The sequence below is a fragment of the Pseudomonas sp. R1-7 genome, assembly GCF_051132105.1.
Taxonomy (GTDB): Bacteria; Pseudomonadota; Gammaproteobacteria; order Pseudomonadales; family Pseudomonadaceae; genus Aquipseudomonas.
In genome coordinates, this window is the sequence record NZ_CP071661.1 from 1,801,098 (window position 1) to 1,823,703 (window position 22,606).

The following is a 22,606-nucleotide window of genomic DNA, read 5'->3' on the forward strand; positions in this document are numbered from 1 at the left end:
CGCTCCCACAGGAGTAAAACGGCGTGGCACCCGGATCAGCTATCAAGGCGTGGGTAACCCGGCATGGGTGGCGGGGCCCAACGATCAGTCGTAAACCTTCTTCTTCTTCCACTCATCGTTGGCCTCGTCTTCCTTCAACCCTTCGGTCAACTGGTTCACCTCACCCTCCACAGGCTGAGTGCTGGCCAGGACCTGGGCGTTGGCCCGAGCCAGGAGCTTCTCCAGATAAGCCAACTGTTCGGCATAGACCTGCGGTTCCTGCTGCTTGCGCAAATACTGGACACCGCGCTCGAACGCCAGGCGAGCCTGCCCCGGCTGCTCCTGCTGCAAGGCCTGCTGGCCGAGGTTGTTGAAGAACTCGATGTGCAGCAGCACCAGGATGTGCCGCACCTCACGGACCCAGCGCTTGGCCTCGTTGGGCGGGAGGAACCCGTCCTGGGCGGCACGAGTGATCTGGCCGTGCAGGGCCTCGAGCAGGAACCGCACATCCTTGGCCTTCGCTTCGGTCTGGATCGGCGCCGGCGGGTTGTTCACCGGAATCGACTCACCCTGGGCGGCCAACGCCGTCAGTTCGTCCAGTCGAGCCTTGACCTGAGTGTTGGACTTGTCGAGATTGAGCAGGCGCTGGCAGACATTCAGCTCAAGACGCGTGATCAAGAGCTTCAGGGCCGGATTCATCAACTGGCCGGGGAACGTTTCGGTGAGCTCGCCACAACGACGCAAGCGATCGTTTAGCTCAACCTTGGTACGGACCTTTTCCAGCTTGTTGTTTTCCACCACATGGTTCATGTAGCCAATGGCGATCAACAGTGCGATCCCGGCTACGACGAGCAGGGTGATCATGAGTGGTGTCACCGGTAAGACCTCTTTAATAGGGTACGCATGTCATGAGTGTAGTGGCTTGGCTTTTAAGCGCATAGGCCCGAACGACGCGATTAGACGGGCGTCGTGCTGTTTATGACGCTTGTAGCAGGGTAGATGCACATTGCCACTATTTGCCTGGCGCGACTATAACGCCTGGACGGGCGACAGAATATAGGCGCCAGAGACCGGACGAAGAAAATCTGCGAAGCCGCCCCAAAGCGGGCGAAGTCATTGATTTAAATAAATTTATATTCGGGGGTTGACGACCCTCCAATCCATCCATAGAATGCGCGCCACTTACAGCGTAAAGCACTCAGCCAAACGCGATAAGCAGTGAATGTTGTACGTGTGTCCCCTTCGTCTAGTGGCCTAGGACACCGCCCTTTCACGGCGGTAACAGGGGTTCGAGTCCCCTAGGGGACGCCAATGCGGGAATAGCTCAGTTGGTAGAGCACGACCTTGCCAAGGTCGGGGTCGCGAGTTCGAGTCTCGTTTCCCGCTCCAATTTAAACAGCGTTGCTTTCGGGCGAGGCTGAGTGAAGCCAGAGCCGACATCTTCGGATGCGGATTTGGGCACTGAAATACACACCATGTATTTCAGTTAGTGTGTCCCCTTCGTCTAGTGGCCTAGGACACCGCCCTTTCACGGCGGTAACAGGGGTTCGAGTCCCCTAGGGGACGCCATTTGCGGGAATAGCTCAGTTGGTAGAGCACGACCTTGCCAAGGTCGGGGTCGCGAGTTCGAGTCTCGTTTCCCGCTCCAAATTCAAAAAAACGCCGCTCATTTGAGCGGCGTTTTTTTATGCGCGTAAAAAGCTCCTATCCCTCCAGACTGTGCACCAGGTTTTCCAGCGCCTCTTCGTCGGGAGGCGGCGGTGCAGCGCTTGAGCAGCGCATCTGGTACGCGAGACGGTATTCACTGGGGGTGCAATTGGCGTACTGCTTGAAGGCGCGGGCGAAATACGACGGATCCTTGAAGCCGGCCTCGTAGCCGATGCTGGTGATGGGCATCTGGCTGTTGTCGAGCAGTTCCTTGGCAAAGCTCATGCGCTTGTTCAGCACGTAGTCGGTGAAGCCCAGGCCGTTGGCCTCCTTGAACACGCGGCTGAAGCGAAACGTGGTCATGCCGCAGCGCTTGGCGAGGTCGCGCTGGTCGATGCTGTCGCGAAAATGTTGGTCGATGTACAGCATGATGTGACTGAGGGCTTGGTGTTTCTGGTGCCCGGAGGTCAGGCGAATGCTGTCCGGCAACGTCGGGGAGTGGTCGATCTGCGAGGTCGAGCCTCGGCCGCCGGATTGGCGGCGCAGCTCGCACAGTTGCGTAACGGCGGTCAGGTAACGCTTGCGCTCGGCGTTTGTCAGTGGAAGTACCATGTATTCCCAGACGCTCGAACGCATGGCCCAGACGGCCAGTTCCTCGGAGTGTTGCACCGTGAACATGGTGATTGGGATGGCCGGGACCGTGCGCTTGATCTCCAGCAACCGCCTCAAGCCCTGGGTGTCCGGGCGATCGAAGTGGATGCAGATCATGTCGGCCTGCACACCGGTTGGCAGCAGCGCGTTTTTTGCCAAGGCGCAGTCGCACGCTTGCTCGAACTGGCTGACGAGTTCCTTTGTGGAACGGTCGTGAGTCAGATCGAACCACAACAGCTTTGGCTTTCCAGTCAGATTTGGCGCCATAGGACGACTACTCGGTGGTTCTTCCTGCCCGTTAGCTAGCAGTATTGCCAATGTGCTATCAGTTTGCCGAATTAATTTTCATAAGCCCCTCATCCTTTGGTGCCGCGTTACTCGGGCGCCATTGCTCACGTCGCGAAAACAGCGGCGATCGCCCGCCGGACAATTTCACGTCCAGCGCAAAAAAATCCTAGCGATGTGCAAAATCCTCCTAACGACAATACCGGCCTGCTGACTAGGGTTGCATCAGGCAGTTCGTAATGTTCTGCCTCTTTGAAAACAACCCCGATGAGGTGTGCTAAATGACTCTTCAAATTATCAAGGCTTCGGTAATGAAGTTCGCCAAAGATGAAGATGGCCTGACCATTGTGGAATACGCCGTTGCCGGTGGGTTGATCACGGTGGCCGTGGCCGCGATGTTCGTTTTGCTGGGCGGCGCCGTGAACACCCGTATTACCGCGCTCTGCGCCGCGGTCAAGGGCGCTGCCTGCTGAAAGCCAGCCCCCGCATCGCAATGGGGCGAAGCCCATCGAAATGTGTCTGATAAAGGTTCGAAGTGTCGGCTTGATGAACTTCGAGTTGTTCTTTATCGACCGATTTTCGTAACCGTTCAAGTGAGGTAAACAACATGAAAGTTCAACAGATCAAAACTTCGATAGTTAAGTTTATCGATGATGAAGATGGCCTGACCATTGTGGAATATGCCGTTGCCGGTGGGCTGATCACGGTGGCCGTTGCCGCCATGTTCGTCCTGTTGGGTGGTGCCGTGAACGATCGAATCACCGCGCTTTGTGCCGCAGTCAAAGGCGCTGCCTGCTAACTCCAACCGCCCTATGGAGACGCATCATGTCCATGGAATTGCTGGTAACGACGGTACTGCTGCTAGGACTGCTGGGCGTGGCGGTGGTGAGCGATCTGCTTCGCCACCGCATCCCCAACAAGCTGGTCCTGCTGGGCCTTGCCCTGGGATTGGCCAGCCAGGTGTTTACCGGCGGGATCGGCGGGCTGGGCGACAGCCTGTTGGGCATCTTGATCTGTTTCGCGTTGTTCTTGCCCATGTATGCCGTAGGCGGCATGGCCGCTGGCGATGTCAAGTTGATGACCATGGTGGGCAGTTTCCTACCTTTTCATTACGCACTGTGGGCGGCGCTGTTCAGCCTGATCGCCGGCGGTGTGTGCGGTTTCCTGATTGTCCTGGCCCGCGGCCAACTGTTGCAGACCCTTGAGCGCTACTGGTTGAGCGTCCGCGCCCAGGCCTATCTCGCGCCAACGGCGGACGAGGCGGCCGGCAAACCGTTTCCCTACTCGATTGCAATCCTGATCGGCACTTTGAACAGCGTTTACTGGCAACTGGTTGCCGGCGGCTGGGGAGTCTAGTCATGCACGTCATCAACGATAGCGATGCCTACCCCAGTGAGCGCGAAGCGGTGCAGCGCCTGGCGCCGCAGCCCAGTTCGATCCGCGACACCGGCCTGACCGACAGCTTCCTTGGCGAACTGGTGTGCAAACACCTGCATGACGCCGGTGTGCTCGACATGACGCGGCTGGTGGAGCGCCTGGCCCTGACCGGCGCGGTGCTGGAGGAAGTCCTGGCGTTCCTGCGCAAGGACGGTCGCGTCGAAGTGCTCGGCCAGTTGGGCCAGACTGGCGGGCAAACGCTGCGTTATGGCCTGACCGAACGCGGCCGCAGTTCCGCCCGCGATGCCCTGGCCCGCAGCGGCTACATCGGCGCGGCGCCGTTCCCGGTCAGCACCTATCGCTCGCTGATCAAGATCCAGACCATTCACCACGGTCGCATCACTGCCAAGGACATGAACCAGGCCCTGGCCGGCATGGTGCTCAGCCAAGGCATGCTCGATCAACTGGGCGTGGCGCTGAATTCCGGGCGGGCGATCATGATCTACGGCCCGGCCGGCACCGGCAAAACCTATGTGAGCAGCCGTTTGATCCGGTTGTTCGCCGAGGCCATCTGGGTGCCCCACGCCATCGTCATCAACGAGTCGGTGATCGAGATCTACGACCCGCAGGTGCACCAGCGCCTGGACGACAACAGCCAGACGAACAACCTGATGCTCAACGAAGGCATCGATCGTCGGCTGTTGTGCTGCAAGCGTCCGATCGTCATCACCGGCGGCGAGTTGAACATGGAACAGCTGGACGTGCGCTACGACCCGTTCACCCGGCAATACCAGGCTGCCCTGCAACTGAAGGCCAGCAACGGACTGTTCATCATCGACGACATGGGCCGCCAGCGCATGGCCCCGGCCGAGCTGCTGAACCGCTGGATTGTGCCGATGGAAGAAAAACGCGACTTCATCAACCTGGGCGGCGGCCGTCACTGCGAGCTGCCCTTCGACCTGGTGCTGGTGTTTTCCACCAACCTCAACCCCTTGGAGCTGGCGGACGAAGCCTTCCTGCGGCGCATCGGCTACAAGGTGCAGTTCGGCTATCTCAAGCCGGACGAATACGAGCGCATCTGGCGCCAGGAATGCGAGCGCCTGGGCATCGCCCACGACCCGCTGCTGGTGCGCTATGTCCTGCAACGGCTGTATGGGAGCGAAGGCATGCCGCTGGTGCCTTGCCATCCCCGTGACCTGTTGAACATGGCGCTCGACCGCCAGCGTTACCTCGGCGGTTCCGGGCCCCTGTTGCCGCAAGAGCTGGAATGGGCCTGGCACAACTACTTCGTTCAGCTCGACTTCCTTTGATCTGGAGATACCGACATGAGCTCTCGTACGCTTCCGCTGATAGGCGTTTCCCTGGTAATGGGCCTTGGTGCCGCATGGATGGCTGACTCCTGGCTGAGCGCGCGACTCAACGCGTCCCCCGACGATCACCTGCGAAGCGTGGTGGTCGCGACGGTGGAAATTCCCTTCGGGCAAATGGTCGAGGCCCAGCAGGTCACGACCGTGCGCATGCCGATGGACACCATTCCGGACGATGCTTTCGACAGCAGCGACAAGGCCGTAGGCAAGATCGCCACCTTCGACATCCTGCGCGGCGACATCGTGCGTGGTGCCCGTTTGAGTGAACACCTGGGCGGCAGCACCCTGGCCTCGCTGATCGCGCCGGACAAACGGGCGATATCGGTGCGCGTGGATGATGTGGTCGGTGTCGGCGGGTTCCTGTTGCCCGGCAACCGGGTCGATGTGCTGGCGACCAAGACCACCAGCGCCGGCAGCAACAGCGCGACGTCGCGGACCCTCCTGGAGAATTTGCGGGTGCTGGCAGTGGACCAGACCGCTGGTACGGACAAGACGCAACCGGTGGTGGTGCGGGCCGTGACCTTGGAGATGTCCGCCAGCGAGGCGGAACTGCTGGTCACCGCGCAGACCGAAGGCAAGCTGCAACTGGCCTTGCGCAATCCCCTGAACCTGGAGAAAAAAGCCGTGGCCGTCGCGCCGCCAGCCCCTGCGCCGGTAATGGCGATGGCTGCCGCGCCGGTGCCAAGGCCAGCGGTGCAGCGCAGTGCCAAGCCGCAGGGCGGGGCGATCACGCTGATCCGTGGCGTTGAAAGCAGTGTGATCAATGTCCGCTGAATGACCGACCCGTGCCAGGCCCCCCAGGGCAGGGCGATACCGATCCTCAACGTTGTAAATGAGGGCTCGATGATGAACGCCAGTATCCGGCAGCCGTTGACGCTGCCTCGACGCCAGGGAGGGGCGGTAAGTGTTTTGATGGTGATCGCATTGGCGGCGATCGGCATGATGGCGGCCCTCGCGCTGGACGGCGGGCACATGCTGCTGAACAAGACGCGGCTGCAAAACGCCGTGGATGCCGCGGCCCTCGGTGGCGCCAAGACCCTGAGCCAGGTATCTGGCGGCATGAACATGGCCAGCACGACTCGGGCGGCGGCCTTGGACACCTTGAGCAAAAACGCCAACGCCGTGGGTAACGCCGAACTGGCCACCGCCGTCGGTGGCAACCCCGGTGCCTTTGCGGCGGTGGAGTTGTCCAGCAGCGTCTACGGCCCGTTCTCTTACCCAGGCCCGTCGGACGCCAAGTATGTGCGGGTCTCCGTTCCCAGCTATCAACTCAACGGTTTCTTCTGGAGCTTTGTCCAGTCCATGGGCGACGGCAGCCTGGGCGGCAAGGCCGTGGCGGCGATTGCCACCGCAGGGCCCAGTCCCACTGCGCCTTGCGACCTCGCGCCGTTGATGGTCTGTGGCGACGCCAGCCAGTACGACCCAGACGCCGGTAACTTCTGGAGCTATCACTTTGGTGACCTGGTGGTGCTGAAGACGGCGGCGGGCAACACCTCACCCATCGGGCCGGGCAATTTCCAATTGCTTGATTTCGGCTCCGGTGGCAGCACCGTCCGTCAGGACCTGGCAGGCGGTGGCTCGGTCTGCCGCGCCGTGGGTGACACCGTCCAGACGTCGCCGGGCAATACCGTCGGCCCGGCGTCCCAAGGCTTGAACACGCGCTTTGGCATCTATAACGGCCCGGTCAGTGCCTCCGACTATCCCCCGGATTTGGTCACCACCTCCAGTTCGCCAGCGATGACCTACAACGACACGCTCGCCCAGGCGCAGTACAAGGGCCAGGTGGTCACGTCGAGCGGCGGGGATTTGTCTGCCGGCGGCGAGGCGATTCCCGACTACAACGACTGGCGGACCCAAGTCTCTGCCTGCGTGGCTGGCAGCGGCAGCGGCTGCGAGAGCAACGGCGTCTTCGAGCGCCGGATGTTGAAAATCGTGGTGGGCAATTGCACCGGCAAACAGGGCGGCTCGACGTCCATTCCGGTGCTGGGGTTCGGCTGCTACTTCGTTTTGCAACCGATGAATGGCGGCGGCACCCAGGCGCAGATATTCGGCCAGTTCGCCTACGAATGCGAAGGCGACAACGTCCCGGGGCCGACCCCGAGCAGCGACGCCGGCCCGCAGATCATCCAGCTCTACAAAACCTATATCAACGGCAGCGGCACGCCGAGCACCGACTCGTAGGAGGCGTCATGAGACAGGCCCCTTTCCAATCACCCCGCGCCCAGCAAGGCGTAGCGCTGGTGGAGTTCACCCTGGTGTTGCCGGTATTGCTGTTGCTGTTGCTGGCCTTCGGCGAGTTCGGCCGCATGCTTTACCAATACAACGTGCTGTTGCAGGCCAGCCGCGATGCCGATCGCTTCGTGGCCGGCCAGGCGTGGAACGCCACCCTCGGCACCGTTTCCCTCAACAGCACGCTGGAGGCCCAGACGAAGAATGTCGCGGTGTATGGCGTGCCCAATGCCACCGGCACCGCGGTGGTGTCGGGATTGACCACGGACCATGTGCAAGTCGTCGCCGAAGGCATCGACCATGTGCGCGTCACCATCACGTTTACCTTCTGCCCGGTGATTGGCGCGGGCAGCTGTAGCGGATCGATTCCCGGTTTCTTCGGCAGCGCCATTTCCTTGGGTATCCCGCTGGTCGCGACCACCGTCATGAGGGCGTTGTGATGAACCGCAAGCAGATGACCGGTACTTACATCGTCGAATTCGCGTTCGTGGGCCTGCTGGTGTTCACCCTGTTGTTCGGTGTGCTGGAGATGGGGCGGCTGTACTTCACCGTCAACGCGCTGGATGAAGCGGCGCGACGCGGCGCGCGCCTGGCGGCGGTGTGCAACATCAGCGACCCGGTGATCCTGCGCCGGGCCATCTTCAACGCCGCGACGGATTCCGGCGCCAGTCAACTGATCGGCAGCCTCACCACCGCGAACCTGGCGCTGACCTATCTGGACGTCAACGGGGCCGTGGTCGCGAACCCCGCCGATACGTCCGGTGCCGGCGGGTTTCGGGCGATCCGCTACGTGCGGTTGAGCGTCCAGGATTTCGTTTTCAACCTGTTCATCCCCGGGCTGGGCGTGCCCATCACCTTGCCTGCCTTCAGGGCAACCTTGCCGCGGGAAAGCCTGGGGCGCCATATCGATTCAGGGGAGATCACACCATGCTGAACACTCGGGAAAACCCGCTGACGAGCGCCACCGGCAAGGCCGGGTTGCGGATACTGATCAGCAGCCGCGACGCCGCTTCGCTGCGCGACCTGCAATGCGTCTGTCAACGCATGCCGTGCTTGGAAGTGAGCACGCGCCTGGTCAGCAACGGTCATGTCGATCCGCTCTATGGCCTGGACCGCATGCCTGACCTGCTGTTGTTGCGGGTCAGCCATTTGTGGCGTGAAGAATTGTCGGCCCTGTTGCAGCGTCCGGCCCATGAGCGCCCGGCGATGCTGGTGTGCGGCCTGTTGGGTGAACAGGAGGGCATGCGCCTGGCGATGCAGGCCGGCGCCCGCGATGTGTTGCCGGAGCCGTTCGCCGATACGGAACTGGTGGCTGCGTTGAACCGCCTGGTGGCGGAGGTCCGCCTGGGCAGCGGTAACGAAGGCAAGCTGATCGCGGTGATCGGCGCCAAGGGCGGCTCCGGTGGAACCCTGGTGGCGTGCAACCTCGCCCAACAACTCAGCGCCCGGGCCGGCAATACGCTGTTGTTGGACATGGACCTGCAATTTGGCAGCGTGACCCATTACCTGGACGTGGCGCAGTCCCACAGCCACCTGGATGTGCTGCAACAGGTCGAGGACATGGACGGCGTTGCGCTGCGGGGTTTCTGCAGCCACTTCAGCCCGACCTTGCACGTGCTGGGCGGCAGGGCCGGCGAGCTGTGCCTGCCCCAGGACGCCCAGCCGGAACAGCTCGATACCCTGTTGCAATTGGCCCGCTCCAGCTATGACTGGGTGGTGGTGGACCTGCCGCGGCAGATCGATCATCTCACCGGCTCCGTGTTGGAGCAGGTGGACCGGGTCTACGTCGTGCTGCAGCAAAGCGTCAGCCATCTGCGTGACGCCAGTGCACTGGTGCGGGTTCTTCGCGAAGACCTGGGTGTGCGTGGCGACCAGTTGCAGATCGTGGTCAACCGCTACGACAAGAACGCCGCCGTCAGCCTCAAGGACATCGGCGAGGCGCTGCGTTGCCCGAACCTTTCGAAATTACCCAATGACTTCAACCTGGTCAGCCAGAGTCAGAACACTGGCGTGCCGTTGGGGCTGCATGCGCCGAAGGCGGCCATTACCGTTGCCTTGCGCGATCTGACCGAAGACCTGGTCGGTCACCAGATGGCCACAGACAAAGGCCTGCTCAAACGCGCCTTCAACCGTTTCTTCGGGGGATGACCCATGATCAGTGATTTTCGCAACCGCCTGCGCAAACAGCCCGGCAAACCCGCTGTCTCGATGGTCGCCCCGCACGGTGACAATCCGCCAGACCCGACCGAAGGCTTGATGGCCTGGGAGCACGCGATTCCCGATGTGCCCTACGAAACCCGCAGCCAGGTCACCCCGGTGGAAGCCGAGTGGCGGGAAAAGATCTACCAGCAGTTGCTCAAGGTCATGGACCTGTCCTTGCTCGATGCCCTCGAACAGGCCGAGGCCACGCGGCAGATCCGCGACATCTGCCAGCGCCTGCTTGAAGAACACTCGGCCCCCGTGAGTACGGTCAGTCGGCAGTTGATCATCAAGCAGATCACCGACGAAGTGCTGGGGTTGGGGCCGCTGGAACCGCTGCTGGCCGACCACAGCGTGTCCGACATCCTGGTCAACGGTTTTGCCTCGGTCTATGTCGAGCGCTTCGGCAAGTTGCAGCGCACCGACGTGCGCTTTCGCGATGACCAGCACCTGCTGAACATCATCGACCGCATCGTTTCCAGCCTCGGGCGCCGCATTGATGAATCCTCCCCATTGGTGGACGCCCGGCTCAAGGACGGTTCGCGGGTCAACGCGATCATTCCGCCGCTGGCGATCGATGGCCCAAGCATGTCGATCCGGCGCTTTGCCGTGGACTTGCTCAACACCGATAGCCTGATCCAGGTAGGCACCATGACGCCGGCCATTGCCTTGCTGCTCAAGGCCATCGTTCGCGGGCGCCTGAACGTGTTGATTTCCGGCGGCACCGGCAGCGGCAAGACCACCATGCTCAATGTGTTGTCGAGCTTCATCCCGCACAACGAACGCATCGTCACCATCGAGGACTCCGCCGAACTGCAATTGCAACAGCCTCACGTGGTGCGCCTGGAAACCCGGCCTTCGAACATCGAGGGACGCGGCGAGGTGAGCCAGCGTGAACTGGTGCGCAACAGCCTGCGGATGCGCCCGGATCGCATCGTCATCGGCGAAGTGCGTGGCGCCGAAGCGATGGACATGCTCACGGCCATGAACACTGGCCACGACGGTTCCCTCACGACGATTCACGCCAACACCGCCCGGGATGCGTTGGGTCGCGTCGAAAATATGGTGTCGATGACCGGGGCGACATTTCCCATCAAGGCCATGCGTCAACAAATTGCCTCGGCCATCGATGTGGTGATCCAGCTGGAGCGTCAAGAAGACGGCAAGCGTCGCGTCACCAGCATGCAAGAGATCAACGGTATGGAAGGTGAGGTCATCACCATGACCGAGATTTTCTCTTTTGCGCGCCATGGCATCGGCGAGCACGGGGAGGTCCTCGGTGAATACAAGCCCAGCGGCATGATCCCGGCCTTTCGCGAGGTACTGGCCAAACGCGGCATCGAGCTGCCTCTGAGCCTGTTCCGACCCGAGTGGATGGAGGGCCGGCAGCCATGAAAGGGATCCCGGGCGAATTCATCCTGATGTTCCTTGGCATGGTCTTCATCGCCGTGTTCCTGCTGTCCCAAGGCGTGGTGGTGCCGGTGTTTGGCGAGGCCGGGAAAATGCGCAAGCGCATTCGCGGTCGCTTGCACGTCCTGGAGAAAGCCAACCACTTGCCCAACATGCAGACGGTCCTGCGGCAGAAATACCTGACGCGCCTGTCTCCCCTGGAAGCCCGGCTGGAACAGCTGCCGTTCATGGCGCACCTGACACAGTTGATCGAGCAGGCCGGCCATGAATACCGCGCCTATCGAGTGATGTTGCTCGGCCTGGCCATGGGTGCGGCGGCGGGTGCCTTGGTGCTGATGGTCTGGCCGATCTGGTGGGTGGCGCTGCTGGTGGCGTTTGCCGTGACCTGGCTGCCGCTGTTCAAAATCATGCGTGACCGCAACAAGCGTTTCGCCGCGTTCGAGGAAGGCTTGCCCGACGCGCTGGACGCCATGTGCCGGGCCTTGCGCGCCGGACATCCGTTCAATGAAACCCTGCGCCTGGTCGCCGAGGAGCATAAGGGCCCGGTGGCCCAGGAGTTCGGCATGACGTTCTCCGACATCAACTACGGCAACGACGTGCGCAGGGCCATGCTCGGCTTGCTGGAGCGCATGCCGAGCATGACCGTGATGATGCTGGTCACCTCGATCCTTATCCACCGCGAGACCGGCGGCAACCTCACCGAAGTGCTGGAGCGCCTGAGTCGCTTGATCCGCGGGCGTTTCCGTTTCCAGCGCAAGATCAGGACGCTGTCGGCCGAAGGGCGGATGTCAGCCTGGGTGCTGGTGGCGATTCCTTTCGTGCTGGCAGTCGCCATTGTAGTCACCAGCCCTAGCTACCTGCCGGTGCTGCTCAATGATCCGATAGGCCACAAGCTGATCATCGGTGCGTTCGTCGCCATGTTGATCGGGATCTACTGGATTAAAAAAATCATCCGGATCCAGGTTTGAGCGCTGTCGCGCCCAGAGGTAACAGTCATGGACTATATGCTTGGGTTGTTCAGTCGATTTACCGGTAGCGAAGAACTGGCGCGCTTGTTGTTCGTCACGGTGATCGGCGTGAGTGCGGTGTTGGCGGCGGGTGCCGTCCTGTTGCTGATGCTGGGTCTGCAAGACCCGGTGCAGCGCCGCCTGGCGCTGATCAAACGCGGTTACGCCGACGGCGCGGCGGGAAAAGAGGCACCGGGCAACCTGCAGCTATTGCTGGAGCGCGTCGGCCAGCGTTTTGCCCCGGCCGAGGCAGCCCAGGCTTCAGCTACCCAGATGCTGTTGACGCATGCCGGCTATCGGTCTGCCTCGGCCGTGCAGATGTATTGGGCCGTGCGCCTGATGTTGCCGCTGATGCTGGTGGGGGTTGCGTTATTGCTGCTGCCGCTGGTCAAGGTGTCATTGGCCATCGGCCTGTTGGGCATCGCGCTCATGGCCGGTATTGGCTGGCTGCTGCCGGCGCTGTATGTCGGCAAGCGCAAACAGGCACGGCAAACCCGGTTGCGCGGCGCGTTTCCGGATGCGTTGGACCTGATGGTGGTTTGCGTCGAGTCGGGACTGGCCCTGCCCACGACGATCGAGCGGGTCGCTGAAGAAATGTCGGTCAGCCAAGTCGAACTGGCCGAGGAACTGGCCTTGGTCAACGCGCAGATCCGCGCGGGCATCACCAGCACCGAAGCCCTCAGGCAACTGGCCGTGCGTACCGGCCTGGACGATATCCAGGGCCTGGTCAGCCTGTTGGCGCAAAGCATCCGCTTTGGCACCAGCGTGGCCGATACCCTGCGCATCTACGCCGACGAGTTTCGCGACCGGCGTACCCAGGCAGCCGAAGAAATGGGCGCCAAGATCGGCACCAAGCTGATCTTCCCGCTGATCTTCTGCCTGTGGCCAAGCTTCTTCCTGGTCGCCATCGGCCCCGCCATGATCGGCGTGTTCAGGGCTTTCGGGAATATGTAGTAGGGCCAGTTAGCGAGGCCATTGTGGGAGCGAGCTTGCTCGCGATAGCGGTGCAACAGCCAACGAAGGTGTTGGATGTGAATCCGCTATCGCGAGCAAGCTCGTTCCTGCACGTTTTTGTGTTGTTCCGTTACTTCATGTTCCGCCAGAGATCCAGTGTCGGAGCGTGCCTGCTCGCGAAAGCGGTGTGACAGGCAGTACAAGTGTTGGGCATGAGTCAGCAATCGCGAGCAACCCACTGGCGCTGTGTGGCCCGGCGGGCCAGGTCAGTCTGGCACTGCACCCGTGGCGAGGGACCTTGGTCCCGCTGGACGCGCAGCGTCCCCGGCTTGTTCAGTCAATACCCACAAACCAAAAGATCGCAGCCTCCGGCGATTCCTACATCGAGCGTAGGGTTGCCGGAGGCTGCGATCTTTTAGTCTTGAACGCTTCATTCACTCTTGCTGACATCTCCCCCCATGTCCTGGTCAAAGAACATCGGGATCGGGTAGGTGAAGCTGTTGAGCCAACGCTGCATGGCCAGATCGCGCTCGGCAGCCGATACGGTTTGCAGGTGGGTAGAAGCAACGACGCCACGAATCTGCAACTGCATCCAGCTTTCGGTGCCTTGTTGCGCCGGTGAAGACGGGCCTGGCTCGATGGCCCAGGCGCTGGTGGACAAGCAAGCCATGCATACGATCATCAGTTGTCTGGTTTTCATTTCCTGGACTCCTCGTAACGCGCTACTTGACCGCGCCGGTTGAGGCATCGACGACCTCGGTAGAGCGGTTCGATGGTGAGGTCACTGCGTTATCGGCCGAACCCCTGATTTTTTCCGCGCGGGCTTGGGCATCAGCGATCTGCTGGGGGCTCAACCTGGCCATGTTGGCGAGCTCGGCGGCCTGCTTCCAATTGTCCTGGTAAATCAGCAGGGTCACCATGTTGAACGCCGCCAGCGTGTCCGACTGGCGAAGCTCCATGGCGGTCATGAACTCGAAGCGGGCTTGTGGGATCCGGCGTTGGTTGAGGTAGACGACCCCCAGGTCATTGCGAATCTTTCCTTCGGTAGGGGCCATTTTCGCCGCGCGTTCGAGGTGTTCCGTTGCGCTGGCGTTGTCATGCCTGGCGGCGGCCAACTGGCCCAGGCCATGTTCGGCATCGGCGGCCAGGCAAGTCCCGAGCAAGCTTTTGTACAACGGCTCCGCGTCGCTGCGTCCCATCAGCCGCAGGACGCGAGCCTTGCGCAGGCGGACCTGGACCAAGTCTTCGGGCAGCCCTTCAAGATTTGCGAGGCTGGCATACAGACGCCCCTCGTTGGCCATGTCATCGGCCAGGTTGAGGGCCAGTTCCTGGTCCGAACCGGGCTTGGCGCATTGGGCCGGGCTTGAGGCCACGGTACCGTTGCTGGCACAACCGGCGAGCATCAAGGACGCCGCTACCGCGATCATTGCTTTCATGGCATGCCCCCTGGGAGCCGGTTGGTTTGCGCACTTCAAGTAAGCGCTCATTGGGACAACCCGCTGCGGTTGTCGAACTCGCCGTTTTCCAGGAAATACATGCGATAGAAGTTCGGGTCGTAGTTGCGCAGCTGTTCACCGGGCAGCGTCGGCAGTTGCGCATCGGCGGCCAATGGTTGGACCAGGTGCGGCGTGACGATCATCAGCAGCTCCCGCTCTTCACGGTTGATGGCGTTGTCACGAAAGAACGCGCCGAGAATCGGCACATCGCCCAACCCAGGGAATTTGTTCACCTGCGAGCTGTTGCGGGTGCTGATCAAACCGCTGATGACAAAGCTCTCGCCATCGGCCAGGGCGATGCTGGTGTCGGTGCGGCGCACGGTCAGCGCCGGCACCAGGGTCCCGGCAATGTTGACCGCGTTGGTGAAGTCCAGCTCGCTGACTTCAGGCGCCACTTTCAGCGCAATACGGTTTTTACCGATGACGGTGGGGGTCAAGGTCAGGCGGATGCCGAATTCCTTGTACTCAATGGAGACGTTATCGCTCCCCGCGCTGGGTACCGGAATCGGCACCTCGCCACCGGCCAGGAAGCTCGCGCTTTGCCCGCTCAGCGCCACCAGGCTGGGCCGTGCCAGGGTGTAGGCGAAACCGCTGCCCTCCAAGGCGTTGATCATCAACAACGTCTTGCCAGTGGCAAACGACAAATTGAACATGTCGTTATTGGCAGGCAGCGAGGGCCGGACGATACCGCCGATGGTGGGCAAGGTCCTTGGCGAGCCGAACAGGAAGTTGCCACGGGTGCCGAAAATCGAGGTCGAGGCTTCCTTGAGCTTGGTGCGGCTGACTTCGACGAAACGGATGTCGGTCTGCACCTGGGCGAGCAGCATGGGGTCCTCGGACGGCACGCTCGCGGCGCTGGTCAACGCAGCGGTGGCTCGGCCGGTGACGAAGATCATGCTCTGGCGCGGGATCTTCGAGCAGGCGGTCCAGACCATCAGGCTCGTGGCGCCGGGCATGAGGCCGGTAAGGATGAAGGCATCGTTGCCGCTGGGCTGCACGTCGGCGACTTTGGGGTCGCCCACCGCAAGCTTCGTGACAGGGGCCAGAATACGCAGTTCGCTCTGCAGACCTTGCCCGACCTCGAAAGTGGCGGGCAAATTTTCAAGCTGCGAACAACTGTCCACCGCAGCATGCGCGGCGTCCAGGCCAAGGCCCATCCAGAACAGGCAATGAATGAAGCGTCTTACGGTGGGCGGGGTGCAATGAGTCATGAAGTGATCCTCGATAGAGAGGCCATCCCTAGGCAATCAATTGCCGCGGATCACTTAAGGGGCCCGGGCTGCCCCTTTGTCTCTGACTTGTTGCTCTGATCAGGTGCGGTCAGGAGCGACGAAAGGTCACCCCGAGTTCTGCTGTTGTGACAGTAGTTCACCCATGGCAAAGCGCCACGTCAAAAATGGCATTTCCGTCTGAAATCTGACGGAAGGAGAACGCCGGAGAAAATCGCGTCAATAAAACGTCTTCAAGGGGGATTTATAAGGACGGTGAAATTGACGCTGAGGTAGATCGGGTGGATTTAGCCGTTTCGTAACCAAGAAAAAGCCCGCAGGGTTTAAAACCGTGCGGGCCTATGTATTGCTATTTGCGGGTCAGTGCTTGCTGTCCTGATCCGACATCGCCAGCAGCTGTTTTTCCTGGTTCCAATCGAAAGGTTCGTCGTTTTGCTCAGCTTCGAAACGACGTTCTTCCAAGGCCTGGTACAGGTTGATTTCTTCGTCGGGCATGTAGTGCAGGCAATCGCCGCCGAAGTACCACAGCAGGTCACGCGGGACCAGGTGGGCGATCTGTGGATAACGGACGATCACCTGGCACAGGAGGTCCTGGCCCAGGTACTGGCTTTCGATCGGATCGACCGGCAACTGCGCGCGCAAATCATCAAAGCGCTCCAGGAACAGCGCATGGCTTTCTTCGGGAACCTGTTCGGCCTCACCCACGGCGACCAGGATGCTGCGCAAGTGGTCAAGCAAGACGAGGTGATCGGCAACGACGTTGGACACGAGATAAGTCCTCAAGAGCAAAACGGGCGCAGGAGTATAAAGTGCCTGCGCCCTCTTTTACATGCTAGTCCGTCCGGATCACCTGACTTTGTCCTCGGCGAGTGTCAGCTGTTCCTTATCAAAATCATCGACATCGATGACTTTACGCCTTGCCGCTTCGGCTGCGCGCAGGGTCTGGGCCTCACCGGCTTGTAGCACGCCCGCTTCCAACGCTGCGTCGATAAGGTGCTCTCCGGGTGCCGGGTCGAGTTGACCCTGTTTCATCGCCACGTGCAATTTCTTGTGAAGCGGATGGGCAGCGGCCAGCAGGTCGGCGGCATGTTGCAGTGCGCCTACCGGATCGTCCTGCGACTGCGGGCGATAGCAACCTTGAAGCAGTTCTTCCAGGGTCGGATCGCCCTTGGCCCGACCAATAACGGCGGCGACTTCGGCGTCCAATTTGTCGCTCGGCCCTTTGTGACGGCGGCCGAAAGGGAACACCACCACACGCAACAGGCAGCCCAGCACGCGGTTCGGAAAATTGTTCAGCAGTTCGTCCAAGGCCCGCTCCGACTGGCCCAGGCTTTCTTCCATGGCCCACTGGAACAGTGGCGCCATGTAGTCCGGCGAATCGAGGTCGTGGTAGCGCTTGAGTGCAGCCGAGGCCAGGTAAAGGTTGCTCAACACATCACCCAGGCGCGCAGACAAACGTTCGCGGCGCTTGAGCTCACCGCCCAGCAACATCATGCTCAAATCCGCCAGCAGGGCAAATGCCGCCGCTTGCCGGTTGAGGGCGCGGAAGTAGCCTTGGCTCAGGGCGTTGCCCGGCACGTTGTCGAAATGCCCGAGGCCCAGGTTCAAGACCAGCGTGCTCGCGGCGTTGCTGATGGCAAACCCGATGTGCTTGAGCAGCAATCCGTCAAATTCGATCAGTGCCTGGTCTCTGTCCTCGCGGGTGGCGAGGGCCATTTCCTTGAGCACGAAGGGATGGCAGCGGATGGCGCCCTGGCCGAAGATCATCAAATTGCGCGACAGGATATTCGCGCCTTCGACGGTGATGAAGATCGGCGCGCCTTGCCAACTGCGCCCCAGGTAATTGTTCGGGCCCATGATGATGCCTTTGCCGCCGTGCACATCCATGGCGTGGCTGATGCATTCGCGGCCACGTTCGGTCAGGTGGTACTTGAGGATCGCCGACAGCACCGAAGGTTTTTCGCCGAGGTCCACCGCGTTGGCCGTCAGCATGCGCGCGGCGTCCATCAGCCAGGCGTTACCGCCGATGCGCGCCATGGCTTCCTGGATGCCTTCGAAGGCTGACAACGGCACGTTGAATTGTTCACGCACCTGGGTGTACTGGCCGGTGACCAGGCTGGTGAACTTCGCCGCGCCGGTACCGACCGCGGGCAGGGAAATCGAGCGTCCGACCGACAGGCAGCTCATCAGCATCATCCAGCCCTTGCCGAGCATGGCCTGGCCGCCGATGAGGAAGTCCAGAGGGATGAAGACATCCTTGCCCCAGTTCGGTCCGTTCATGAAGGCAGCGCCGAGGGGCAGGTGGCGACGGCCGATATGTACACCGGGCGTATCCGTGGGGATCAGCGCGAGACTGATCCCCAGGTCCTCTTCGTCGCCCAGCAAGTGGTCCGGGTCATAAGCCTTGAAGGCCAGGCCGAGGAGGGTGGCGACCGGGCCGAGGGTGATGTAGCGCTTTTCCCAGTTCAAGCGCAGGCCGAGGGTTTCCTCGCCTTGCCATTCGCCTTTGCAGATGATCCCGGTGTCGGGCATCGCCCCGGCGTCGGAACCGGCCAATGGACCGGTCAGCGCGAAACAGGGGATGTCGTCGCCCCGGGCCAGTCGCGGCAGGTAATGGTTGCGTTGTTCGTCGGTGCCGTAATGCAGCAGCAGTTCCGCCGGGCCCAGGGAGTTGGGGACCATGACGGTGGAAGCCAGGTCGCCGCTGCGGGTCGCGAGCTTCATGGCTACCTGGGAATGGGCATAGGCGGAGAAACCTTTGCCGCCGTATTCCTTGGGAATGATAAGGGCGAAGAAACCATGCGCCTTGATGTGTTCCCAGGCTTCGGGCGGCAGGTCCATGGCCTGGCCGATCTGCCAGTCGCTGACCATCGCACAGAGGGCTTCGGTCGGGCCGTCGAGGAACGCCTGCTCTTCTTCGGTCAGTCGAACCTTGGGGTAAGCCAGCAGCGTGTCCCAGTCCGGCCGACCGCTGAACAGTTCGCCATCCCACCACACCGTGCCCGCGTCGATGGCATCTCGCTCGGTCTGGGACATGGGCGGCAAGGTTTTCTGGAACCAGTCGAACATCGGCGCGCTGAAATGCCTGCGGCGCAGGTCTGGCAGCAGCAGCGGAGTGGCGACGGCGGCGAGCAGCAGCCAGAGAACGAGCATCAGCCATCCGGGCGCATGGCTGGCGATGCCCATCACCACCAGATAGATCGCGACGATGCCCAGCGCCGGCAGCGGGGCGGTGCGACGATGCGCCAGCCAGGCTACCCCGACGACCAGAACCAGTATCCACAACAACAGCATAAGTGATCCTCCGTGAACCAAGGCAAAACCGACCTTCAGAGCTTAGACGGCCCCTGCAAAACCGGCAGTAGGCGCGACGTGATTGATTTCGTGGGAAACCCCCGACGTATCGCGCCAGTCTGGTTGGCAACAGCCGTGGGAAATCGTTCGTCACCAAAGTGAGAAAACGCCATTGTTTGGCGCAAATGCCTTGTCGGCTCAGGGTGATTGCCGGCGCGCATTCGCGCGATGATTTGAGCCATTGCTGATCCGGCGTATGCTGCTGCGGCATTTATCCAACGAGGAAAGCGGTGATGCTGAAGATCTGGGGCCGGAAGAATTCATCGAACGTGCGCAAGGCGTTGTGGTGTGCCGAAGAGTTGGGATTGGCCTACGAGGCCATTGATGCGGGGGGCGCGTTCGGTGTGGTGGATACGCCCGAATACCGCGCGAAGAATCCCAACGGCCGGGTTCCGATGATAGAAGACGATGGCTTCGTACTCTGGGAGTCGAACACCATCGTTCGATACCTGGTGGCGCGCCATGCCCCGGGTTCGGCCTGGTATCCCACTGATGTACAGGCCCGGGCCGAGGCAGATAAGTGGATGGATTGGACGACATCGAGTTTCGCCACACCTTTTCGCACGGTGTTCTGGGGCGTCTTGCGCACCCCGGCCGAGCAGCAGGATTGGGGTGCTATCAAGGCCGCGATCCAGGAATGCGATGATTTATTGGCCATGGTGGAACAGACCCTGGGCGAACAGCCTTACCTTAGCGGTGATGAAATTGGCATGGGCGATATTCCCCTGGGCAGTTTCATTTATGCCTGGTTCGAGATGCCCATCGAGCGCGCCGCGTTGCCCAATGTGCAAGCCTGGTATGCACGGCTCCAGCAGCGCCCGGCCTATCGCAAAGCCGTCATGACCGCGTTGACTTGATAGTTACTATCGACACGCTTCACTGTACTTGCACGGCGACGCCACGCACCATTGCTTTCGTGCGCCATGGTTGTATTGCTCGCCGTGCGCCCTTATCTAGTGTTCTTTCCCCCTTCTTGGTGCGTAATCCAATATGAGTTCCGCTCTGTCCATACGGCAGTTAACCAAAACCTACGGCAACGGTTTCCAGGCCCTGAGTGGTATCGATCTGGATGTTGCCGAAGGTGATTTCTTCGCCCTGCTTGGCCCTAACGGCGCCGGCAAATCCACCACCATCGGCATTCTTTCCACACTGGTGAACAAGACCAGCGGCACGGTCAATGTCTTCGGCCACGACCTGGACCGCGAGCCCGCCGCGCTCAAGCGCTGCATCGGCGTGGTGCCCCAGGAGTTCAATTTCAACCAGTTCGAAAAAACGTTCGACATCGTCGTGACCCAGGCCGGCTACTACGGCATCCCGCCGAAGATTGCCAATGAGCGCGCCGAACAGTACCTGACCCAATTGGGCCTGTGGGACAAGCGCGACGTGCCGTCCCGTTCATTGTCCGGTGGCATGAAGCGTCGCTTGATGATCGCTCGCGCACTGGTACACGAACCGCGACTGTTGATTCTCGACGAACCGACGGCGGGCGTGGACATCGAGCTGCGCCGTTCGATGTGGACCTTTCTGACCGAGCTGAACCAGAAAGGCATCACCATTATCCTCACCACCCATTACCTGGAAGAGGCCGAGCAGCTGTGCCGCAACATCGGCATCATCGACCACGGCACCATCGTCGAGAACACCAGCATGCGGCAGCTGCTGAGCCAGTTGCATGTGGAAACCTTCCTGCTGGATCTCAAGCATGACCTGAGCGTCACCCCACAGCTTGTAGGCTATCCGGCCCGGCTGCTGGACGGCCACACCCTGGAAGTCCAGGTCGACAAATCCGTCGGCATCACCGGCCTGTTCACCCAACTGGCCCTTCAGAACATCGAAGTGCTGAGCCTGCGCAACAAGACCAATCGCCTTGAGGAGTTGTTCGTGTCCCTGGTGGAGAAAAACCTGGCGAAGGTGGCCGTATGAGTTCCGAATTGCGCCCCAACCTCATCGCTCTCAATACCATTGTCTACCGCGAAGTCCGACGCTTCATGCGGATCTGGCCGCAGACCTTGCTGCCCCCGGCCATTACCATGGTTCTGTACTTCGTGATCTTCGGTAACCTGATCGGCCGGCAGATCGGCGACATGGGCGGCTTTACGTACATGGACTACATCGTGCCGGGCCTGATCATGATGTCGGTGATCACCAACTCCTATGGCAACGTCGTGTCGAGTTTCTTCGGCAGCAAGTTCCAGCGCTCGATAGAAGAACTGATGGTTTCGCCGGTTTCGCCCCATACCATCCTGATCGGCTTCACCTTGGGAGGGGTGTTGCGAGGGCTCGCGGTGGGGTTGATCGTGACGCTGCTGTCGTTGTTCTTCACTGATCTCCAGGTGCATCACTTGGGGGTAACGATCCTGGTGGTGGTGCTGACGGCCACGATTTTTTCACTGCTGGGTTTCATCAATGCCGTGTTTGCGCGCAACTTCGATGATATCTCCATCATCCCCACGTTCGTGCTGACGCCGCTGACCTATCTGGGCGGGGTTTTCTATTCGATTTCCTTGCTGCCTCCGTTCTGGCAGACCGTGTCGCTGGCCAACCCGGTGTTGCATATGGTCAACGCGTTTCGCTATGGGATCCTTGGGGTTTCGGACATTCGCATCAGTATCGCGATTACCTTCATGGTGGTGGCGACGGTGGCGCTTTATGTGGGATGCGCGCGATTGTTGGTGAGTGGGCGGGGTATGCGGACCTGAGGTCGTCCTGGGTTGTCGTTATCCTGCGGGTATATGAAAAACCGTTTCTTCGATAATCGAAGAAACGGTTTTTTCATTAGCACTCACATTCGACTCCGCTTGCGTCGCCGCCACTGCCTCGCCACCCACCATCGCCAATACGCCATGGTCACAAAGTAAGCCAGCACTCCCAGCACCAGCCCAGTCACCACCGAACCCAGCAAAAACGGCTGCCACAACGTCGACAACTGATTGGTGATCCATTCCCAGGTCAGCTCGTCCGGCAGCGTCCGGGCCGGCACGTCCATCAGCCAGGCACCGGTTTGATAAGTACAGAAGAACACCGCCGGCATGGTGATGGGATTGGTCAGCCAGACCAGGCTCACGGCAATCGGGATGTTGCCGCGGACTGTGACGGCCAGCGCCGCCGCCAGCAGCATTTGCAGGGGAATCGGCAAGAAAGCGGCAAACAGACCGACGGCCATCGCCCGAGCCACGGAATGGCGATTGAGATGCCAAAGGTTGGGGTCGTGCAGCAGGGTGCCGAGAAAGCGTAAGGATTTGTGTTCCCGAATGCTCGCTGGGTCAGGCATGTAGCGTTTGAATAGGCGCCGGGGCATAAGGACTTCTCGGTCGGATCACAGCAGTCAGGCCGCAAGTATGTCCGGATTCTACGGCTGACAGATTCAGACTTTGTGACAATTGATAACGCGCAGGGTGCCCTGGAACGTCTAAGCCTGAGAG

General features: G+C 61.0%; 23 protein-coding genes and 4 tRNA genes. 19 read left to right on the top strand and 8 right to left on the bottom strand.

The window, feature by feature from the left end; genetic code table 11:
- Positions 1-84: 84 nt before the first annotated feature.
- Entirely contained in the window at positions 85-843 is a 759-nt protein-coding gene (locus tag J3P79_RS08055; RefSeq protein WP_434609530.1) for a hypothetical protein, read from the bottom strand.
- Positions 844-1,214: 371 nt separating this feature from the next.
- Here J3P79_RS08055 and J3P79_RS08060 point away from each other — a divergent pair.
- The 4 genes from J3P79_RS08060 to J3P79_RS08075 all read left to right on the top strand — a co-directional run bounded on the left by J3P79_RS08060 (position 1,215) and on the right by J3P79_RS08075 (position 1,627).
- Positions 1,215-1,290 (top strand) — tRNA-Glu (locus J3P79_RS08060).
- A gap of 2 nt (positions 1,291-1,292) precedes the next feature.
- Positions 1,293-1,368, top strand: a tRNA-Gly gene (locus tag J3P79_RS08065).
- 104 nt (positions 1,369-1,472) lie between these two features.
- Positions 1,473-1,548 (top strand) — tRNA-Glu (locus tag J3P79_RS08070).
- Positions 1,549-1,551: 3 nt separating this feature from the next.
- A tRNA-Gly gene (locus tag J3P79_RS08075) sits at positions 1,552-1,627 on the top strand.
- Between the two features lie 56 nt (positions 1,628-1,683).
- On the opposite strand, the gene J3P79_RS08080 is transcribed toward J3P79_RS08075, so the two are convergent.
- Entirely contained in the window at positions 1,684-2,544 is an 861-nt protein-coding gene (locus J3P79_RS08080) for a helix-turn-helix domain-containing protein (protein WP_434609533.1), read from the bottom strand.
- A gap of 299 nt (positions 2,545-2,843) precedes the next feature.
- Between J3P79_RS08080 and J3P79_RS08085 the strand changes: the two genes are divergently transcribed.
- The 12 genes from J3P79_RS08085 to J3P79_RS08140 all read left to right on the top strand — a co-directional run bounded on the left by J3P79_RS08085 (position 2,844) and on the right by J3P79_RS08140 (position 13,105).
- Positions 2,844-3,035 carry a Flp family type IVb pilin gene (locus tag J3P79_RS08085; RefSeq protein ID WP_434609535.1) on the top strand — a complete coding sequence of 64 codons (192 nt, stop codon included), beginning with the start codon at positions 2,844-2,846 and terminating at the stop codon, positions 3,033-3,035.
- Between the two features lie 134 nt (positions 3,036-3,169).
- A complete protein-coding gene (locus J3P79_RS08090) occupies positions 3,170-3,361 on the top strand; it encodes a Flp family type IVb pilin (protein ID WP_039594028.1) in 192 nt (63 codons plus the stop codon).
- Between the two features lie 26 nt (positions 3,362-3,387).
- The gene (locus J3P79_RS08095) at positions 3,388-3,918 is read left to right on the top strand and encodes an A24 family peptidase (protein WP_434609538.1); all 531 of its coding nucleotides are present in this window, start codon (positions 3,388-3,390) and stop codon (positions 3,916-3,918) included.
- A 2-nt stretch (positions 3,919-3,920) separates the two neighbouring features.
- Positions 3,921-5,249: an AAA family ATPase gene (locus J3P79_RS08100; RefSeq protein WP_434609541.1), complete on the top strand. Its 1,329-nt coding sequence runs from the start codon at positions 3,921-3,923 to the stop codon at positions 5,247-5,249.
- A gap of 15 nt (positions 5,250-5,264) precedes the next feature.
- Positions 5,265-6,080, top strand: coding sequence for a Flp pilus assembly protein CpaB (gene cpaB / locus J3P79_RS08105; protein WP_434609542.1), 816 nt, complete (start codon positions 5,265-5,267; stop codon positions 6,078-6,080).
- 69 nt (positions 6,081-6,149) lie between these two features.
- A complete protein-coding gene (locus tag J3P79_RS08110) occupies positions 6,150-7,487 on the top strand; it encodes a TadE/TadG family type IV pilus assembly protein (protein WP_434609544.1) in 1,338 nt (445 codons plus the stop codon).
- 8 nt (positions 7,488-7,495) lie between these two features.
- Positions 7,496-7,975, top strand: a complete 480-nt coding sequence (locus tag J3P79_RS08115) for a TadE/TadG family type IV pilus assembly protein (RefSeq protein ID WP_434609546.1) — start codon at positions 7,496-7,498, stop codon at positions 7,973-7,975.
- The gene (locus J3P79_RS08120; protein ID WP_434609547.1) at positions 7,975-8,469 is read left to right on the top strand and encodes a TadE family protein; all 495 of its coding nucleotides are present in this window, start codon (positions 7,975-7,977) and stop codon (positions 8,467-8,469) included. The genes J3P79_RS08115 and J3P79_RS08120 overlap by 1 nt, the downstream gene beginning before the upstream one ends.
- On the top strand, positions 8,463-9,683 hold the full coding sequence (locus tag J3P79_RS08125) for an AAA family ATPase (protein ID WP_434609549.1): 1,221 nt from the start codon (positions 8,463-8,465) through the stop codon (positions 9,681-9,683). Before J3P79_RS08120 ends, J3P79_RS08125 begins: the two co-directional genes overlap by 7 nt.
- Before the next feature lie 3 nt (positions 9,684-9,686).
- On the top strand, positions 9,687-11,129 hold the full coding sequence (locus tag J3P79_RS08130; RefSeq protein WP_434609551.1) for a CpaF family protein: 1,443 nt from the start codon (positions 9,687-9,689) through the stop codon (positions 11,127-11,129).
- Positions 11,126-12,112, top strand: a complete 987-nt coding sequence (locus J3P79_RS08135) for a type II secretion system F family protein (RefSeq protein ID WP_434609552.1) — start codon at positions 11,126-11,128, stop codon at positions 12,110-12,112. Before J3P79_RS08130 ends, J3P79_RS08135 begins: the two co-directional genes overlap by 4 nt.
- Before the next feature lie 27 nt (positions 12,113-12,139).
- Positions 12,140-13,105 carry a type II secretion system F family protein gene (locus J3P79_RS08140; protein ID WP_434609554.1) on the top strand — a complete coding sequence of 322 codons (966 nt, stop codon included), beginning with the start codon at positions 12,140-12,142 and terminating at the stop codon, positions 13,103-13,105.
- Between the two features lie 430 nt (positions 13,106-13,535).
- On the opposite strand, the gene J3P79_RS08145 is transcribed toward J3P79_RS08140, so the two are convergent.
- From J3P79_RS08145 to J3P79_RS08165, 5 genes are all read right to left on the bottom strand, one after another.
- Complete coding sequence (locus J3P79_RS08145) at positions 13,536-13,805, bottom strand: DUF3613 domain-containing protein (protein ID WP_434609557.1); 270 nt, start codon at positions 13,803-13,805, stop codon at positions 13,536-13,538.
- 22 nt (positions 13,806-13,827) lie between these two features.
- Positions 13,828-14,541 (bottom strand): tetratricopeptide repeat protein, encoded by a 714-nt coding sequence (locus J3P79_RS08150; protein WP_434609560.1) that lies wholly within the window; start codon positions 14,539-14,541, stop codon positions 13,828-13,830.
- A gap of 47 nt (positions 14,542-14,588) precedes the next feature.
- Positions 14,589-15,812, bottom strand: a complete 1,224-nt coding sequence (locus tag J3P79_RS08155; RefSeq protein ID WP_434609563.1) for a type II and III secretion system protein family protein — start codon at positions 15,810-15,812, stop codon at positions 14,589-14,591.
- 378 nt (positions 15,813-16,190) lie between these two features.
- Positions 16,191-16,598 carry a PA2817 family protein gene (locus J3P79_RS08160; protein ID WP_420766902.1) on the bottom strand — a complete coding sequence of 136 codons (408 nt, stop codon included), beginning with the start codon at positions 16,596-16,598 and terminating at the stop codon, positions 16,191-16,193.
- A gap of 78 nt (positions 16,599-16,676) precedes the next feature.
- Positions 16,677-19,124, bottom strand: a complete 2,448-nt coding sequence (locus J3P79_RS08165) for an acyl-CoA dehydrogenase (RefSeq protein WP_434609564.1) — start codon at positions 19,122-19,124, stop codon at positions 16,677-16,679.
- Between the two features lie 293 nt (positions 19,125-19,417).
- Here J3P79_RS08165 and J3P79_RS08170 point away from each other — a divergent pair, with 293 nt between their 5' ends.
- The 3 genes from J3P79_RS08170 (at position 19,418) to J3P79_RS08180 (ending at position 21,883) form a co-directional block, all read left to right on the top strand.
- A complete protein-coding gene (locus J3P79_RS08170) occupies positions 19,418-20,041 on the top strand; it encodes a glutathione S-transferase family protein (RefSeq protein WP_434609565.1) in 624 nt (207 codons plus the stop codon).
- Between the two features lie 133 nt (positions 20,042-20,174).
- Positions 20,175-21,107, top strand: coding sequence for an ABC transporter ATP-binding protein (locus J3P79_RS08175; RefSeq protein WP_434609567.1), 933 nt, complete (start codon positions 20,175-20,177; stop codon positions 21,105-21,107).
- Positions 21,104-21,883, top strand: coding sequence for an ABC transporter permease (locus tag J3P79_RS08180; RefSeq protein WP_434609568.1), 780 nt, complete (start codon positions 21,104-21,106; stop codon positions 21,881-21,883). The genes J3P79_RS08175 and J3P79_RS08180 overlap by 4 nt, the downstream gene beginning before the upstream one ends.
- A gap of 83 nt (positions 21,884-21,966) precedes the next feature.
- Here the strand turns inward: J3P79_RS08180 and J3P79_RS08185 are convergent, their stop codons facing one another.
- On the bottom strand, positions 21,967-22,482 hold the full coding sequence (locus tag J3P79_RS08185) for a DUF2062 domain-containing protein (protein WP_039594046.1): 516 nt from the start codon (positions 22,480-22,482) through the stop codon (positions 21,967-21,969).
- Between the last annotated feature and the right edge of the window lie 124 nt (positions 22,483-22,606).

Bases quoted from the DNA above. Each gene is read 5' to 3' on its own strand.
- J3P79_RS08125 (WP_434609549.1), top strand. From the start codon at position 8,463: ATGCTGAACACTCGGGAAAACCCGCTGACGAGCGCCACCGGCAAGGCC.
- J3P79_RS08120 (WP_434609547.1), top strand. From the start codon at position 7,975: ATGAACCGCAAGCAGATGACCGGTACTTACATCGTCGAATTCGCGTTC.
- J3P79_RS08130 (WP_434609551.1), top strand. From the start codon at position 9,687: ATGATCAGTGATTTTCGCAACCGCCTGCGCAAACAGCCCGGCAAACCC.
- J3P79_RS08165 (WP_434609564.1), bottom strand. From the start codon at position 19,124: ATGCTGTTGTTGTGGATACTGGTTCTGGTCGTCGGGGTAGCCTGGCTG.
- J3P79_RS08055 (WP_434609530.1), bottom strand. From the start codon at position 843: ATGATCACCCTGCTCGTCGTAGCCGGGATCGCACTGTTGATCGCCATT.
- J3P79_RS08175 (WP_434609567.1), top strand. From the start codon at position 20,175: ATGAGTTCCGCTCTGTCCATACGGCAGTTAACCAAAACCTACGGCAAC.
- J3P79_RS08170 (WP_434609565.1), top strand. From the start codon at position 19,418: ATGCTGAAGATCTGGGGCCGGAAGAATTCATCGAACGTGCGCAAGGCG.
- cpaB (WP_434609542.1), top strand. From the start codon at position 5,265: ATGAGCTCTCGTACGCTTCCGCTGATAGGCGTTTCCCTGGTAATGGGC.
- J3P79_RS08155 (WP_434609563.1), bottom strand. From the start codon at position 15,812: ATGACTCATTGCACCCCGCCCACCGTAAGACGCTTCATTCATTGCCTG.
- J3P79_RS08185 (WP_039594046.1), bottom strand. From the start codon at position 22,482: ATGCCCCGGCGCCTATTCAAACGCTACATGCCTGACCCAGCGAGCATT.
- J3P79_RS08115 (WP_434609546.1), top strand. From the start codon at position 7,496: ATGAGACAGGCCCCTTTCCAATCACCCCGCGCCCAGCAAGGCGTAGCG.
- J3P79_RS08145 (WP_434609557.1), bottom strand. From the start codon at position 13,805: ATGAAAACCAGACAACTGATGATCGTATGCATGGCTTGCTTGTCCACC.
- J3P79_RS08180 (WP_434609568.1), top strand. From the start codon at position 21,104: ATGAGTTCCGAATTGCGCCCCAACCTCATCGCTCTCAATACCATTGTC.
- J3P79_RS08140 (WP_434609554.1), top strand. From the start codon at position 12,140: ATGGACTATATGCTTGGGTTGTTCAGTCGATTTACCGGTAGCGAAGAA.
- J3P79_RS08150 (WP_434609560.1), bottom strand. From the start codon at position 14,541: ATGAAAGCAATGATCGCGGTAGCGGCGTCCTTGATGCTCGCCGGTTGT.
- J3P79_RS08080 (WP_434609533.1), bottom strand. From the start codon at position 2,544: ATGGCGCCAAATCTGACTGGAAAGCCAAAGCTGTTGTGGTTCGATCTG.
- J3P79_RS08085 (WP_434609535.1), top strand. From the start codon at position 2,844: ATGACTCTTCAAATTATCAAGGCTTCGGTAATGAAGTTCGCCAAAGAT.
- J3P79_RS08135 (WP_434609552.1), top strand. From the start codon at position 11,126: ATGAAAGGGATCCCGGGCGAATTCATCCTGATGTTCCTTGGCATGGTC.
- J3P79_RS08110 (WP_434609544.1), top strand. From the start codon at position 6,150: ATGATGAACGCCAGTATCCGGCAGCCGTTGACGCTGCCTCGACGCCAG.
- J3P79_RS08090 (WP_039594028.1), top strand. From the start codon at position 3,170: ATGAAAGTTCAACAGATCAAAACTTCGATAGTTAAGTTTATCGATGAT.
- J3P79_RS08100 (WP_434609541.1), top strand. From the start codon at position 3,921: ATGCACGTCATCAACGATAGCGATGCCTACCCCAGTGAGCGCGAAGCG.
- J3P79_RS08095 (WP_434609538.1), top strand. From the start codon at position 3,388: ATGTCCATGGAATTGCTGGTAACGACGGTACTGCTGCTAGGACTGCTG.